Genomic DNA, 15240 nt, shown 5'->3' on the forward strand with positions numbered 1-15240 from the left:
GCAAGAGAACGAACCCTGAACCCTATGCCCTCACCAGCCGTCATCACCATGCAGTCGCTCTGCAGGTACTACGAAATGGGAGACCAGCTCGTCAAGGCGCTCGACGACGTGTCGCTCGCGTTCGAGCCTAACGGCTACGCCGCCATCATGGGCCCCTCCGGCAGCGGAAAGTCCACCCTCATGAACATCATCGGCTGCCTCGACACGCCCACCTCCGGCACCTACATCCTCAACGGGGAGAACGTCGCCCAGATGGACGACGACGAGCTCGCCCGCGTGAGGAACCGCGAGATCGGCTTCGTCTTCCAGACCTTCAACCTCCTCCCGCGCCTCAACTGCCTGCAGAACGTCGAGCTGCCGCTGATCTACGCCGGCGTCGAACCCGAAGAACGCCGGGAGCGGGCAGAATCGGCCCTCGGGAGGGTCGGGCTGCAGGACCGCATCGCCCACCGCCCCTCCGAGCTCTCGGGAGGACAGATCCAGCGGGTTGCCATCGCACGCGCGCTCATCAACACCCCCTCGATCATCCTGGCCGACGAACCGACCGGCAACCTCGACTCCACGACGAGCCACGACATCATGGAGATCTTCAGCGAGCTCTCCCGGGCGGGCAACACCATCATCCTCATCACCCACGAAGAGGAGATCGCCCTGTACACGAAACGGATCATACGGCTCCGCGACGGCCGCGTGGAAAGCGACGAGCGGCGATGAAGAAGCGTCTGCGGCAATTCCGTTACGAGAGCGGCGAAAGCTTCAGGATGGCGCTCTTCCAGATACAGGAGAACCGGATACGCTCGTTCCTCACCGCGCTCGGCGTCATCATAGGAATCGTGGCCATCACCATGATGGGCACGGCCATCAACGGCATCGACATGGGCTTCGAGCGCAGCCTCGCCATGATCGGCTACGACGTCGTCTACGTGCAGAAGACCTCCTGGAGCACCATGGGAGAGTGGTGGAGGTACCGCAACCGGCCGGACCTCAAGACCGACTACAGCGGAACCATCAACCGCATCATCGAAAGCAACCCCCGCTCCGAGCTGCTGGTCGCCGTCCCGCAGATCTCCACCTACCGGGCCTCGGTCCGTGAGGCCGGCCAGTCGATCGAACAGGCCTTCGCGCTCGGCACCGACGAGCGCTACCCCGAAACCGCCTCGGGGGACCTGGCCGAAGGGAGGTTCTTCACGCCCGGGGAATCTGCGGCCGGAGACCGGGTCGCCGTCATCGGCGACGACATCGCCCGCGGCCTTTTCGGCGAAGGCTCGGCCGTCGGACGAACCATCACGCTGAAAAACACCCGATTCCGCGTCGTCGGCACCTTCCGCAAGCAGGGCAAGTTCCTCGGGCTCTTCAGCTTCGACAACCAGGTCATCATGCCGATCGGGGCGTTCGAGCGCGTCTACGGCAAAAACGCCTTCGTCACCATGCGCGTGAAGATCCGCCAGGAGGAGCACCTCACGGAAGCCAAGGACGAGCTGCGGGGCATTATGCGCAGGATCCGCCGCCTCCCGCCCGGCACGGAGGACGACTTCTCCATCAACGAGCAGCGGGCCTTCAAAAGCCAGCTCGACCCGATCAAGAACGGCATCGCCGCAGCCGGCATCTTCATCACCGGCATGTCGCTCTTCGTCGGCGCGATCGGCATCATGAACATCACCTTCGTCAGCGTCAAGGAGCGCACGCGGGAAATCGGCCTGCGCAAGGCGCTCGGTGCCCGGAGGAAGACCATCCTCATGCAGTTCCTCATCGAGTCGGTGATGATCTGCCTCATCGGCGGGCTCGTCGGGCTCCTCACGGCGCTCTCCATCACCTGGGCCATCGGCCGGATCGTGCCGGACTTCCCGGTAAGCTTCTCCTTCGGACTCGTCGCCGCAGGGCTCATCGTTTCCGTCACGACCGGCATCGCCTCAGGCCTGGCCCCGGCCGTGACAGCCTCGAAACTCGATCCGGCCGATGCCTTGAGACATGAATAGCAACGCCCATGCCGCTTTCTGAGATCATCCGCCAGGCGCTCTCCTCCCTTGGCGCCAACCGCCTCCGCTCATGGCTCACCATCATGGGGGTGGCCGTCGGCGTCTTCTCGATCATCGCCGTCATGACCACCGTCGACGCCCTCGACCGGAGCGTGGAGTCCGGGCTGGCGAGCCTCGGCGCCAACACCTTCCAGATCCAGAAATACCCCGCAACCGTCTTCGGCAGGGGGCACCGGCGCAACCTCTACGTCAACCGCCCCGACATCAGCTGGCGCCAGGCGCAGGAGTTCAGGAGGAACATGGAGGGAAAAGCCCGGACGGTCGGCCTGAGCATCTCCAGCCAGGGAAACCGCGCCAGGTACCGCAACCGCACCACCAACCCGGACGTCACGCTCGTCGGCGGCGACGAGCACTTCGCTGCGGCCAACGGGCTCGGCCTCGCATTCGGACGCAACCTCACCGACAACGACGTGCGCTACGCCAGGAACGCCGCCCTGCTCGGGGCCGACCTGGCCCGGGCGCTCTTCCCGGGCAGCGAAAACCCCATCGGCGAACCGGTACGCATCGCCGGGAAGGTCTACCGGGTGGCCGGTGTCTTCACACGCAAGGGCGCGGCGTTCGGCCAGAGCCAGGACAACTTCATGCTCATCCCCGTCACACGCTACCTCAGCCACGTCAACGAAAAGGGCAGCCTCTCGATCACGGTGGAGGCGCGCTCCCGGGAGGAGTACCCGAAAACGCTCGACCTGGCCGTCGGCGCCATGCGCCTGGCCAGGGGGCTCGGGATACGGGAAGCCAACGACTTCGAGATCCGGACCAACGAATCGCTCGTGGAGTCCTTCCGCGACATCGAGCGAGCCATCAGCGTCGGCGCCTTCATCATCAGCTTCATGGCGCTGCTGACGGCGGGCGTGGGCATCATGAACATCATGCTCGTCAGCGTCACGGAACGGACAAGGGAGATCGGCATCCGCAAGTCCATCGGCGCCCCCAAAAGCAGCATCCTCCGCCAGTTCCTCCTGGAAGCCATCCTCCTCTCCCTCGTCGGCGGACTCTTCGGGGCCGCGGCGGGAACCGGAGCGGGCAACCTCGTCGCGCTGAACCTTCAGCTCCCCCCCACCGTCCCCTACCTCTGGGTCGCCGTCTCCATGGCCGTCTGCTCGGCCATCGGCGTTGGATTCGGAATCTTCCCGGCGTGGAAGGCCGCCAACCTCGACCCCGTCGAAGCGCTCAGGGGCAAATAATCCTTCTGAATTATTGCGGCCCCTTTGTATATTTTACATATAAATCCCCCGCCGCAAACGACAAAACAGAGACGCCATGACACAGATCCTGAAACTCAGCCGCCCCCTCGCCTTTCTCCTCATCCTGGCAACCGCCACCATGACCTGGGGCTGCGAAACAACCAGCCGGACCGGCAGGGGTGCGGGCATCGGAGCCGCGGCCGGCGGGGTGATCGGCGGCGTCATCGGCAGCCGGTCCGGCAGCTGGGTGCAGGGCGCGCTCATCGGAGCGGCAGTCGGCGGCGCGGCCGGCGCGCTCATCGGCAACTACATGGACAAACAGGCCGCAGAGATCGACCGCGATGTCCAGGGCGCGAAGGTGGAGCGTGTCGGCGAGAGCATCCGCGTCGTCTTCGACTCCGGCATCCTCTTCTCCACCGGGTCGTCCACCATCACATCAAGCAGCCGGTACAACATCGAGAAGCTGGCCAGGATCCTCAACCGCTACGGAGACACCAACATGGTCATCGAAGGCCATACCGACTCCCTCGGCAGCGAAGCCCAGAACCAGCTGCTCTCGGAGCGGCGCGCCGAATCGGTCGCCAACCTCCTGAAGACCTACGGGGTCGCTTCTTCCCGCCTCTCGCCGGTAGGGTACGGCGAAACCCGGCCCGTCGCCTCGAACGAAACCGAAGCGGGACGACGCCTGAACCGCAGGGTCGAGGTGCTGATCTACGCCAATGACGAGCTGAAGGAGCAGGCCCAGAGCGGCGAGCTGAGAATGTAGGAAAGAAAAGAGGGGAAAACGGGTTCAGTCAAACACGCCGCAGCTCTTGTGGTGGGTTTTTTTTATCTTGGGGTTGCGAGATGAACAACAAACGGAACCAACGTACGAACGAACAAAACACCCCCATGACACACTTCAAGACGGCCGAAGAGATCCTTTTCGGATGGGTCACCCGGGTCTGCAGCGCCAATCCGGACGAAATCGCCGCACTCTACCATGACGACGCGGTGCTGATACCGACATTCTCACCACACACGGTCATGGGCCCGGAGGCCATCCGGGGGTACTTCGCGCAGCTGGCCACGAGGGAGGGCATCGGCGTTCGCCTGCACAGCAAGGCGCTGCGCACGCACGTCATGAGCGAGAACATCTCGACCATAAGCGGCATCTACTCGTTCGAGTTCGAGGTCGACGGGGTGCTGCTGAGCTTCCCCTCGCGCTTCACCTTCGTCGTGGATCTCTCGCAGCCGAAGCCGATCATCCACCATCACTCCTCGCAGGTTCCGAGGAACCTCTCCTGAAGCATCGCTGCGGCGCCCCCGCGAAGGGGCGCCCGGCAGCATCACTCCTGCGAGCCGCCCTGCTCCTTGAGCACCTTGTCGATGCGGTCGATCTTCTCTTTCATGGAACCCAGGTGGCGAAGCATCGCCTCGTGGCGGAGCTGGTCGCGCATGGGCTGGGCCGGATAGCCGCGGATGGCCGTGCCGGGCTCGAGGAAGGATTTCGAGACGCCGGCCTGGGCGGCGACATGGGTGCGGTCGGCCAGCTCGAGGTGGCCGGCGAATCCCGCCTGCCCTCCGATCATGCAGCTCCGGCCCATGATGGTGCTTCCGGAAATGCCCGCCTGCGCGGCGACGACCGTATGCTCGCCGATGCGGCAGTTGTGGGCCACCTGGACGAGGTTGTCGATCTTCACCCCTTTTGCGATGACGGTACTGCCCATCGTGGCGCGGTCGATCGTGGCGTTGGCGCCGATTTCGGCATCGTCTCCGATCTCGACGATCCCCATCTGCGGGATCTTCACGTAGGAACCGTCCGGCTGCGGCGCGAAGCCGAATCCGTCGGCCCCGATGACGGTGCCGGCGTGGATCACCACCCGCTCGCCGATGAGGGTGCCGTCATAGAGGGTGACATGCGGAAAGATGGTGCACTCCCCGCCGATCCTGACGTCGTGCATGATGACGGCGTGGGGAGCGATGGTGGTGCCGGCGCCGATCGAGCAGCGGTCGCCGACGACGGCATGGTCGCCGATCGTGACCCCATCCCCGATGGAGACCCCTTCGCCGATGACGGCCGTCGGAGCCACACCCGGACGGGCGAGGGTCCGGGGACGGGCGAAGCGCTGGAGCACGAAGACGAATGCGGTATAGGGGTCGCTGACCTTCAGGAACGAGCGCCGGCCTGCATGCGCCGTGACGTCAACCGAGCGGTGGACGATGACGAGGGAGGCGCTGGTTTCAGAAAGGTAGCGGAGGTACTTCTCGTTGGCGACGAAGGTGACCTCGCCGGCCGCGGCGGATTCGATCTTGGCGGGGCCGCTGATCGCGCCTCCGCCATCGCCGACGAGCTCGACATGTTCGAAAAACTGTGCAAGGTACTGCTTGATCTCTTGGATGGTCATGGCGCTGAAGCTCTGGGGTCGCAGGTCAAAAAGAGGAAAAAAATATTAATTTTTCGCCCGTTTTCATTATATTCGGAGTCCCCGTAAGTGTATCGGATCGGAAAGGACGGAGAAGGATACCGCGGGGCGTTGAAGAACTGCCATAATATAACCCGTTTCACCCGAAAATGCAGGACACGATGGCAAAACCCATTAAAATTTTTGCAGGCCGCAGCAACCCCGTGCTTGCAGAAAAAATTGCCGCCTATCTCGACATGCCCCTCGGCGATGCCAAGGTGGAGAACTTCTCCGATGGCGAGATTTCGGTCAACTATTTCGAGTCGATCCGGGGCTCCGACCTGTTCATCATCCAGTCGACGAACCCTCCCGGGGACAGCCTGATGGAGCTCTTGATCATGATCGACGCCGCACGCCGTTCCTCGGCGGCAAGGATCACCGCCGTCATCCCTTATTACGGGTACGCACGCCAGGACCGAAAGGACAAGCCCCGCGTGGCCATCACCGCCAAGCTCGTGGCCAACCTCCTCACCAAGGCCGGCGCCAACCGCATCCTCACCATGGACCTGCACGCAGCGCAGATCCAGGGATTCTTCGACATCCCCTTCGACCACCTCTACTCGAGCGTGGTCCTCATCGAGCACGTCCGCCACGAGGCGTTCCGCGACAACCTCGTCGTCGCCTCCCCTGACGTCGGCGGCGTGAAGCTCGCCCGCAAGTTCGCCGAGGAACTCGGCACCGACCTCGTCATCGTCGACAAGCGCCGTCCGAAGGCCAACGTCGCGGAAGTGATGAACATCATCGGCGACGTTAGAGGCAAGAACGTGCTGCTCGTCGACGACATGATCGACACCGCCGGGACCCTCGTCAACGCCGCCAAGGCCATCCGCGATGCCGGCGGACTGAAGATCTACGCGGCAGCCACCCACCCGATCCTTTCGGGACCGGCGATCGAGCGCATCAACGCCTCGGTGCTCGAAAAGGTCATCGTCACCGACTCCGTGGTCACCGGCCACGAGTACTCGCCGAAAATCCAGACCGTCACGGTCAGCAACCTCTTCGGAGAAGCGATCAAGCGCATCTACGAAGATGATTCGGTCAGCTGCCTTTTCGACAGCAAGAACATCACCCAGAAAATCACGAACAACCATTAAACACTAGCCGTTAAGAGGACAGGAAGAGCATGGAAACAACAGTACTCGGGGTCGCTCCCCGCGAAATAAAGAAGAACGCCGCCGGAAAGCTCCGCAAGACCGGCGAGGTGCCCGCGGTCATCTACCATAAGGGCGAAGAGACCGTGGCGGTGAGCGTCAACGAGATCGCGCTCAGCAAGCTCGTCAACTCGGCCGAGTCGCACATCATCGACCTGAAGTTCCCCGACGGCAAGACCAAGCGCTCCTTCATCAAGGAGGTGCAGTTCCATCCCGTCACCGACAGGATCATCCACACCGACTTCCAGCTGGTTTCGGCCAACGAGGTCATCGAGATGGAGGTTCCGGTCGCCATCGAGGGTGATGCTGCAGGCGTCGAGAAGGGCGGCAAGCTCCAGATCCTGCGCCACTCCCTCCACGTGAAGGGCAAACCCGGCGACATGCCTGCGCACCTCACGATCGACGTCACGTCGCTCGAGGTCGGACACAGCATCCACGTCAGGGAGATCCCTGCCGAGGTCTTCGGGCAACTCGAGCTCGTCGACGATCCCGACACCCCTGTCGTCAGCGTCCTCGCTCCCAGGAAAGAGGTGGAGACGACCGAGGAAGCCGCTGCCGCAACCCCGGAAGCCGCCGAAGAGGCCTGATTGCCCGGAGCCCGCGCTCCCGCGTTTTCAACAGAAGAGCCGCCATCCCTCAGGGAAGGCGGCTTTTTTTGTATTTTTGCTTAATATTGCGTGGCCCGCCCGACTCCCGGGCAGCACCCGAAACCAGCCAGAGCCAACAAGCCTCAGCGTGAAACCAGATACCACCGCACCGGCGCACCGCACGCCCCCTCCCGGCCGGAAACAGGGTTCGGGATGGTTCATCCCCGCAGTACTCGCCGTCTTTCTCCTGCTTCTCTTCAGGGAGGCTCCGCTCATCCTGCTGAGCTTCCGTTCGCTCTCGTCGGCAGCTCTGCTGCTCGTGCTCGACCCGTCCGCACTCTCGGCCATCTTCACCCCCGAGATCGCGGCGTTCTGGATCGGGGCCGCCTACCTCGTCGCCATCCCCGCAGTCCTCTCGGTGCTGCTCTGGAGAAAACGGCGGAAGAGCCGCAAAGAGAACGGACCCGGCGAAGAGGAGGCAAGCCTCCGGAAGATCAGCTTCAGGGCCTTCATGCGCCAGAACATCGCCCTCGTCGCCTCCGCCATCATCTTCATCCTCTACTCGACGGCATTCCTGGCCCCCTTCATCGCCCCGTTCAGCCCCTACGACCAGCAGGACTTCCTCGTCACCGCCTACCGGCCTCCCATGACGCAGCTCGAGGCGCTCGTGCTCAAACAGCAAAAAACCCTCGAGATCCCCATACAGCAGGGCGAGGGAATGGCCGTGCGCCTCCAGAACAGCCTCATTTCAGACTTCCGCGCACTCAAGACACGCAACCAGCCGAACGCCGTGCGATTCGTCGACAGCTACCGGATCGAAAAGGGCACCGTCACCTACCGCCAGGGCATGCGGACGAAAACCATGCCTGTTGAAGAGCTGATGGATCCGGCGAACCCGGCCGTCAGCCGGATCTTCGGCCTCGGAACCGACCAGTACGGACGCGACATCCTCAGCCGGGTGGTCTACGGCTCGCGCATATCGCTCTCCATCGGGTTCCTCGTGGTGCTGATCTCGGTGACGCTCGGCACCGTCGTCGGAGTCACCTCGGGCTACTTCGGCGGGTGGGTCGACGCCCTGGCGATGCGCCTCGTCGACATCCTCATCGCCTTCCCGGCGCTCTTCCTCATCCTCATCATCATCGCGACTTTCGGCAACTCCATCTACCTCATCGTCATCACCCTCTCCTTCACCGGATGGATGGGCGTGTCGCGCATCGTGCGCAGCCAGGTGCTCTCGCTGAAGGAGCAGGAGTTCATCCTCGCGGCCCGCTCGCTCGGGCTCTCGCACCTGCGCATCATTTTCCGCCACCTCGCCCCCAACACCCTCACCCCGGTCATCATCGCCGCGACGCTGCGTATCGGCAGCATCATCCTGACCGAGGCGGGCCTCTCCTTCCTCGGCCTCGGCGTCCAGCCGCCGGTCCCGAGCTGGGGCAACATCATCAACGAGGGCCGCGACAGCCTGCTCAACCACTGGTGGATATCGACCTTCCCGGGCATCGCCATCCTCGTCACCGTCGTCTGCTTCAACCTGGTCGGTGACGGCGTGCGCGACGCCCTCGACCCCAGGATGCGGGGGCAGGAGTGAGCAGGGCGGGCGATCCCACGGCGTGGACGACCCTGTCGACGGAGTACCTGCACCGCGAGCCGTGGCTCACCCTGCGGCGCGACCGGGTGCGCCTGCAGAGCGGCAGGATCATCGAGGACTACTACGTGCAGGAGTTCCCGCCGTGGGTGAACGTCATCGCCGTCCGGAAGGACGGAAAGATCGTCCTCATCCGCCAGTACCGCCACGGTATCGGCGGGGTCTTCTATGAGCTGCCGGCCGGGGTGCACGACCGCGAGGGGGAAAGCCTCATGGAGGCCGCACAGAGAGAACTGCGCGAAGAGACGGGCTACGGCGGAGGGAGGTGGCGCCGGATGATGGAGCTCAGCGCAAACCCGGCGCTGCAGGACAACCGATCGACGACCTTCCTCGCCGAAGGGGTGGAGTTGCTCGGAAGCCAGGAGCTCGATGCGACCGAGGAGATCACCCTCGCCCCGATTTCGCCGGACGAGCTGCTCGGGCTCATCGACTCGGGCGGAATGGTGCAGGCTCTCCATGCGGCCCCGCTCCTGCGCTACCTCATCGGCCGCAAGAACGGAACCGGAACAAACGGGCGCCCTGGACAGGAGGAACAATGAAGAAAACCGCACAGCTGGCGCTGCTCGAAGCGGCCATCAAGGAGCACGGATACGCCCTGCGCTATGAAAAGGGCAACTTCCTCGGAGGCGACTGCCGCCTGAGGGAGGACCGGGTGGTCGTCGTCAACAGGTTCCTGCCGATCGAGGGCAAGCTCTACACCCTTGCGAAGGTGATCGGCAAGATCAACCCCCCGGGACTCTCTGCGGAGGTCGCCGGCATCATCGACAGCATGCTCAACAGCGGGCTCTTCGGCCGCCAGAACGACTGAACTCCTTCAGGGGAAGACCACCTGCCCGGCTTTCGAGCGAAGGCAAACCCCCTCTTGCCGAGCGGCGAACCATCCGAGAAAAGCCCGCTCCGCCTTCGGCATGAAGGGCGCCGCCACCAGCACCGTAAGGCCGGGCGAGGCCTCATGGAGCCAGTCTGAAAGCGCCGCCCTGTCCTTCGGCCGGAACCGGCCGAGCCGCACGACGGCAAGATCCCCCTTCCGCGGCACGCCACCCGGCGAACGCAGCCCCCCGACCCCCTTCACCATCACCAGCGAACGCCGGCGGCTCCAGGCCCGCAGCACCCCCGGCTCCGGACGGAAGACGAGGATCGAGGGCAGGCGCAGCAGTGCGTCCCCCCGGAGCATCCGGCGATCGGCGGGAATCCTCGAGACCAGGGAGTCGGGAGAGGCGAACGCGGCGACGGCCGCAACGGGCGGCATAAAGAAGCGCTCGACCTGGTCCACAATCCGTTCATGCGAGCCCCCGCCGCGCCCGCAGTCCACCTGCAGGCTCTCCCTCCCCGAACTGAACAGCATCGCCACGTCGCCCCCGAGGTTGACCGTGAGGGCGGAGGGCGGCAGTTCCCTCGAGCCATGGAGGAGCGGCCTCCACACGACGAGGTTCATGGCGCAAAGCAGCAGCATGATGGCCGGGGCGCGCCGCCCTCGGCGGACAATGAGAAGCAGCAGCGCGGCAAGCGCCAGATACCAGCCGAGCACCCCGGCAGGTCCGGGGCTGAAAGGCACCGAGGCGAACGGCAGGGCGGAGAACCACCGGGCCAGATCGACGCCGAGGCCCGAAAAGAACCAGGCGCTTGCAGCAAAAAGCGAGGCGGCAGAGGCGGAAAAAAGGTTCAGGAGGAGCGCCGGCAGGAGGGCGTAGACCATCATGGAGGAGAAGAAGACGACCGGCAGGTTGGCCGCGATGCCGACGAGGGAGAATGTCCCGAAATAGAGGGCGATGAGCGGAGCGACGCCGGCACTTGCCGCCACCGTCAGCATGAGACTCCCGCGGATGGCATGCCAGGCACGCGCCGCCCGGCCGCCCGCCGGCGAAAGAGACGGGTGGAGGCGGGGAAGCAGCAGGAGGATGCCGCCGACGGCGGCATTGGTCATCTGGAAACCGACGGAGAAAAGCTCGAGAGGATCGAGCAGGAGAAGGACGAGGTCGGCAAAGGCGAGGGAGTTCAGCGGAAAACTCTTCCTGCCCGTCACCCCGCCTCCGAGCAGGGCCACCGTCATGAGCGAAGCCCGCTTCACCGAAGGGGCGCCGCCGACCACAGAGCCGTAGACGACGAGGATCAGCACAGTCAGGAGAAACACCCCCACACGCCCGGGAGCGGTCACCCGCAGCCGGTGGAGCAGCAGGTTGACGACCAGCACCAGCAGCCCGACATGCAGTCCTGAGACGGCGAGGATATGCGCCGTCCCCGTCCGGCGGAACGCCAGGTCGAGATCCGCATCGAGCCCGTCTCGCTGTCCGGCCAGCACTCCCGCCATGAACTGCCGCCGGGGGTCCTCGGGGAAAAAGCGATGAAGGGTCGAAATGATGTAGTCGTGGACGGGGCGCACGAGGAATCGCTCGAAGGGCGAGGGAAGGCGCCCGTCCTCGTGAATGATCTGCCACGGCCCCGCAGAGAAGATCCCGGCCGAGGCCCGCTTCAGCCGGGCGCGCCGGTGCGGGTCGTACTCACCACGGTTGGCAGGCCCTTTTGCCATCCCGACCGTCCCCTTGACGAGCACCCTGTCCCCCGCCCTGACATCCGGCCCCTCGCCGCGAATGCTCCGGACGAACACCGAAGCGCGCTCCCGAAACGCCCGCTCCCGCCCGCCCTCGTGCAGGCGGTCGACCTCGAGCATGAAGGAGGTGCCGCTCCGGGATACTGCGGGGCGCTCCGCAACCCGACCCGCAACCACGACAGTGCGGCCCGCATGGGCAATGAGTCCCGCACGCGGCACGTAATTGAAGAGGAAGTCGCTGTAGGCGCCGAAGGCCAGGTAGACGAGAGCGAGGTAGCCGAGCGCTGCGGGAAAGGAGGGAAAGCGGCCGCGCCGGCGCCATGCGTCGGAGGCGAGCGCAGCGAGGGTGAGGGTGAGAGCGGCCAGGAAAGCCGCGATCCATACGCCAAGGGGAAAGGGATGGAGGGTACCGGAGAGGATGCCCGCCACGGCGGGGAGGAGAAGGCGGAGGGCGGGATAGGGCGCAAGCCCGGCAAGGACGGCCGGATCCTGCCGGCGTATAATTTTTACGGGCTCTAAGCCATTGTTTCGTATATTCTTCTTTTTCAAAGAAAGCTCCTAACCCGTTGCCTACATGCTGGTCAAAGAGATCCTGAACACGGCAGAGAAGCCGGTATTCAGTTTTGAGTTCTTCCCCCCGAAAAAAGACGCGGACTGGGACACCCTGTTCAAGACGATCACGGCGCTCTCCCCCCTCGATCCCTCATACGTCAGCGTCACCTACGGCGCGGGCGGCTCGACCCGCACCAGAACCCATGACCTGGTCACCAGGATCCAGAAGGAGACGGGCCTCTCGGTGGTCTCGCACCTGACCTGCATCTGCTCGAGCAGCCCTGAGACCGGAGAGATCCTCGAGAACTACCGCCGGCACGGCATCAACAACGTCCTGGCGCTCAGGGGTGACAAGCCGGCGGGAACCGCCACGCTCGAGGAGGCCATCAAGGACTTCCCGCATGCCATCGACCTGGTCCGCTTCATCAAGACGAACTACCCCGATTTCGGCATCGGCGTCGCGGGATTCCCGGAAGGGCACCCCGAAACACCGAACCGGCTGACCGAGATCGAGCACCTGAAAGCCAAGGTCGACGCCGGCGCCGACTACATCGTCACGCAGCTGTTCTTCGACAACCGCGACTTCTTCGACTTCAGGGACCGCTGCCGGCTTGCGGGCATCACGGTGCCGATCATTGCCGGCATCATGCCGGTCACGACGAAAAAAGGCATGATCAGGATGTCGGAGCTCGCGCTCGGGGCAAGGATCCCGGCTCCGCTGCTCGAGCTGGTGATGGCGGCAGGCAGCGACCGGGAGGTCGCCTCGATCGGCATCGACTGGGCGACCCGCCAGGTGCAGGAGCTCGTGGACAACCATGTCCGCGGGATACACTTCTACACCCTGAACATGGCCGACGCGACCCTCAGGATCTTCAGGAACCTCCACGCCTGAGCCCGCTCCTTCGGGCGGTCCCGGTCCGGACTGCGGACCGGGGCCGCAGCACACCTACTCGACCTCGTTCGCTATCAGCTGCTCGAAGCTTTCACGGCGGCGGATGAGGCGCGACTCGCTCCCCTCTACCATCACCTCCGCAGGACGGAGCCGTCCGTTGTAGTTGCTCGACATCACGGCGCCGTATGCGCCGGCAGACATCACCGCGAGCAGTTCGCCCTCGGGAGCGTCGCCGATCGGTCGCTGGCGCGCGAAAAAGTCGCTGGATTCGCAGATGGGGCCGACCACGTCGGCAACCACCGTCTCGTCGTGGCGCCGGACGCTTATCACCTCGTGATGCGACTGGTAGAGCGCAGGGCGGATCAGCTCGGTCAGTCCCGCGTCGACGACGAAGAATTCCTTGCCGATGTGGTTGCGTTTGCGGTAGAGGATGCGGGTGAGGAGCACGGAGGCGTTGGCCATGAGGAAACGGCCCGGCTCGAAGATCACCTTCGCCCCGGCGGGCTTGAGCATCGGAACCAGCTTTTCGGCAAAGCTGGAAAGCGGCGTCTCGGGCTTCATCGGGTCGTAGGTCGCGGGGAACCCGCCGCCGATGTCGAGATACTCGACCGCGAAGCCGCGGCCCTTCGAATAGCTGTGTATGTCGAGCAGCTTGGTGAGGGCGGCGACATAGAACTCGGGATCGAAGATCTGGGAGCCGATGTGCATGTCGAGCCCCACGAGACGGACGTGCCTGAGCTCGCCGAGCAGGGTGAAGACCTCCGGCAGCTCGGCCTCGTCGATGCCGAACTTCTCTTTGCTGTCGCCGGTGGTGATATAGGGATGCGTCTCGGCCGTCACGTTGGGGTTGATGCGCAGGGCGACCGGGGCGGTGAGGCCCGCGTCTCCGGCGATGCGATCTATCGAGCGGAGCTCGGAGAGCGACTCCACCTTCAGCATGAGCACGCCGTTTTCGAGCGCATAGGAGATTTCGTCCGGCCGCTTGCCGACTCCGGCAAAAATGATACGGTTTCCCGGCACGCCGGCCTTCAGGGCCCGGAAGAGTTCTCCGGCCGAGTTGACGTCGCAGCCGCATCCGAGGTCGCCGAGCGTCCTGATGACGCTGAGGTTGAAGTTGGCCTTCACCGAGTAGCAGGTGAAGTGGTCGAGGCCGGCAAACGCCGCTTCGAACTCGCGGTAACGGTCCTCGATGCTATGCCTGGAAGTGACATAGAGCGGGGTTCCCCACCGCTCGGCAAGTTCTTCGAGAGCGACCCCTTCACAGAAGAGCGCTCCATCGTCATAATGGAATGGTGTGCGGTCGAGCAAGATGCGAGAAGATTTTGATGTTGAAGAGGCAGCAATGCGGTAAGGCAATAAGATACCAAAAATCCCGCGCTTTTCGGAGCCGGGGGCGGAACCAATTCAGAGCGCGGGCAGTTCAAGCTTACAGGCCGGTTCACGAGGTATGCCGGCGCATGCAAGCAGTACGACACGATGAAGACACTACGAAAACCTTAACCAGGAGAAGAAACGATGCCGAACAGGAAACACCAGGAAATGCCCGCCCAGCAGATGACGAGGGAAGATGAGATCCGACTTGCCGCCTACTACCTCTGGGAGCAGAAGGGCTGCAGGACAGGTTGCGACGTGGAGGACTGGCTCGAAGCGGAGCAAAGCCTCGAAGGATAGGAACCGGCGAAGAGATTCCGCAGGTCAAGGGCCGCTCCGAAAGGGCGGCCCTTTCAGTACCGAATCCTTTCGGTGCGGGGGAAATTAAAGCGCGGGTTCCTGCTTGCAAATTCTGCCCCCGCATCGTATATTCACTGCTCTTTAGAATTTATCCCCTACTTACCCAAGGACGCGAACCATGGCAAAAGGAAAAGAAAACAGGATCGTCATCACGCTCGAGTGCACTGAAGCCAAGAAAGAAGGCAAGACGGTTTCACGCTACAGCACGACGAAAAACAAGAAGAACACCACCGACAGGCTCGTCCTGAAGAAATACAATCCCAACCTGCAGCGCCACACCCTGCACAAGGAGATCAAGTAATTTTTGTTTTTTGCATTGTAAGCCAAAAAGAGCTTATTTATTGATGTACAGCGCATAACGCGTTGCCCGAATGGCGGAACTGGTAGACGCACTCGTTTCAGGGACGAGCGCCGCAAGGTGTAGGAGTTCGAATCTCCTTTCGGGCACAATAAAGCTTCCTCAGCGATAT

The 15240-nt window shown here is 63.7% G+C and carries 16 protein-coding genes and 1 tRNA gene; 14 read left to right on the forward strand and 3 right to left on the reverse strand.

Features of this window, described 5'->3' with window-relative positions; genetic code table 11:
• Positions 1-24 precede the first annotated feature (24 nt).
• The 5 genes from E0L29_RS01100 to E0L29_RS01120 all read left to right on the forward strand — a co-directional run bounded on the left by E0L29_RS01100 (position 25) and on the right by E0L29_RS01120 (position 4507).
• Positions 25-714: an ABC transporter ATP-binding protein gene (locus E0L29_RS01100; RefSeq protein ID WP_131353672.1), complete on the forward strand. Its 690-nt coding sequence runs from the start codon at positions 25-27 to the stop codon at positions 712-714.
• The gene (locus E0L29_RS01105) at positions 711-1976 is read left to right on the forward strand and encodes an ABC transporter permease (protein ID WP_131353674.1); all 1266 of its coding nucleotides are present in this window, start codon (positions 711-713) and stop codon (positions 1974-1976) included. Before E0L29_RS01100 ends, E0L29_RS01105 begins: the two co-directional genes overlap by 4 nt.
• Positions 1977-1984: 8 nt before the next feature.
• Complete coding sequence (locus tag E0L29_RS01110) at positions 1985-3220, forward strand: ABC transporter permease (RefSeq protein ID WP_131353676.1); 1236 nt, start codon at positions 1985-1987, stop codon at positions 3218-3220.
• Positions 3221-3296: 76 nt separating this feature from the next.
• Positions 3297-3986, forward strand: a complete 690-nt coding sequence (locus E0L29_RS01115) for an OmpA family protein (protein WP_131353678.1) — start codon at positions 3297-3299, stop codon at positions 3984-3986.
• Positions 3987-4111: 125 nt separating this feature from the next.
• Complete coding sequence (locus E0L29_RS01120; protein ID WP_131353680.1) at positions 4112-4507, forward strand: nuclear transport factor 2 family protein; 396 nt, start codon at positions 4112-4114, stop codon at positions 4505-4507.
• A 41-nt stretch (positions 4508-4548) separates the two neighbouring features.
• Here the strand turns inward: E0L29_RS01120 and lpxD are convergent, their stop codons facing one another.
• The gene (lpxD, locus tag E0L29_RS01125) at positions 4549-5607 is read right to left on the reverse strand and encodes a UDP-3-O-(3-hydroxymyristoyl)glucosamine N-acyltransferase (protein ID WP_131353682.1); all 1059 of its coding nucleotides are present in this window, start codon (positions 5605-5607) and stop codon (positions 4549-4551) included.
• Between the two features lie 179 nt (positions 5608-5786).
• On the opposite strand from lpxD, the gene E0L29_RS01130 reads away from it, so the two are divergent.
• The 5 genes from E0L29_RS01130 to E0L29_RS01150 all read left to right on the forward strand — a co-directional run bounded on the left by E0L29_RS01130 (position 5787) and on the right by E0L29_RS01150 (position 9855).
• Positions 5787-6758 carry a ribose-phosphate pyrophosphokinase gene (locus E0L29_RS01130; RefSeq protein ID WP_131353684.1) on the forward strand — a complete coding sequence of 324 codons (972 nt, stop codon included), beginning with the start codon at positions 5787-5789 and terminating at the stop codon, positions 6756-6758.
• A 29-nt stretch (positions 6759-6787) separates the two neighbouring features.
• A complete protein-coding gene (locus tag E0L29_RS01135) occupies positions 6788-7402 on the forward strand; it encodes a 50S ribosomal protein L25/general stress protein Ctc (protein WP_131353686.1) in 615 nt (204 codons plus the stop codon).
• Positions 7403-7550: 148 nt separating this feature from the next.
• A complete protein-coding gene (locus tag E0L29_RS01140; protein ID WP_131353688.1) occupies positions 7551-8990 on the forward strand; it encodes an ABC transporter permease in 1440 nt (479 codons plus the stop codon).
• Positions 8987-9586 carry an NUDIX hydrolase gene (locus E0L29_RS01145; RefSeq protein WP_131353690.1) on the forward strand — a complete coding sequence of 200 codons (600 nt, stop codon included), beginning with the start codon at positions 8987-8989 and terminating at the stop codon, positions 9584-9586. Before E0L29_RS01140 ends, E0L29_RS01145 begins: the two co-directional genes overlap by 4 nt.
• On the forward strand, positions 9583-9855 hold the full coding sequence (locus tag E0L29_RS01150) for a hypothetical protein (RefSeq protein ID WP_131353692.1): 273 nt from the start codon (positions 9583-9585) through the stop codon (positions 9853-9855). Before E0L29_RS01145 ends, E0L29_RS01150 begins: the two co-directional genes overlap by 4 nt.
• 6 nt (positions 9856-9861) lie before the next feature.
• Here the strand turns inward: E0L29_RS01150 and E0L29_RS01155 are convergent, their stop codons facing one another.
• A complete protein-coding gene (locus E0L29_RS01155) occupies positions 9862-12144 on the reverse strand; it encodes a ComEC family competence protein (protein ID WP_131353694.1) in 2283 nt (760 codons plus the stop codon).
• A gap of 25 nt (positions 12145-12169) precedes the next feature.
• On the opposite strand from E0L29_RS01155, the gene metF reads away from it, so the two are divergent.
• Positions 12170-13039: a methylenetetrahydrofolate reductase [NAD(P)H] gene (metF, locus tag E0L29_RS01160; RefSeq protein WP_131353696.1), complete on the forward strand. Its 870-nt coding sequence runs from the start codon at positions 12170-12172 to the stop codon at positions 13037-13039.
• A 54-nt stretch (positions 13040-13093) separates the two neighbouring features.
• On the opposite strand, the gene lysA is transcribed toward metF, so the two are convergent.
• Complete coding sequence (lysA, locus tag E0L29_RS01165; protein WP_131353698.1) at positions 13094-14347, reverse strand: diaminopimelate decarboxylase; 1254 nt, start codon at positions 14345-14347, stop codon at positions 13094-13096.
• 207 nt (positions 14348-14554) lie between these two features.
• On the opposite strand from lysA, the gene E0L29_RS01170 reads away from it, so the two are divergent.
• The 3 genes from E0L29_RS01170 to E0L29_RS01180 all read left to right on the forward strand — a co-directional run bounded on the left by E0L29_RS01170 (position 14555) and on the right by E0L29_RS01180 (position 15217).
• A complete protein-coding gene (locus E0L29_RS01170) occupies positions 14555-14710 on the forward strand; it encodes a DUF2934 domain-containing protein (RefSeq protein WP_165498790.1) in 156 nt (51 codons plus the stop codon).
• Between the two features lie 178 nt (positions 14711-14888).
• Entirely contained in the window at positions 14889-15071 is a 183-nt protein-coding gene (gene rpmG, locus E0L29_RS01175; protein ID WP_011358080.1) for a 50S ribosomal protein L33, read from the forward strand.
• Positions 15072-15135: 64 nt separating this feature from the next.
• Positions 15136-15217 (forward strand) — tRNA-Leu (locus tag E0L29_RS01180).
• Positions 15218-15240 lie beyond the last annotated feature (23 nt).

Origin of the sequence: Chlorobium sp. N1 (assembly GCF_004332115.1) — a bacterium.
Taxonomy (GTDB): domain Bacteria; phylum Bacteroidota; class Chlorobiia; order Chlorobiales; family Chlorobiaceae; genus Chlorobium.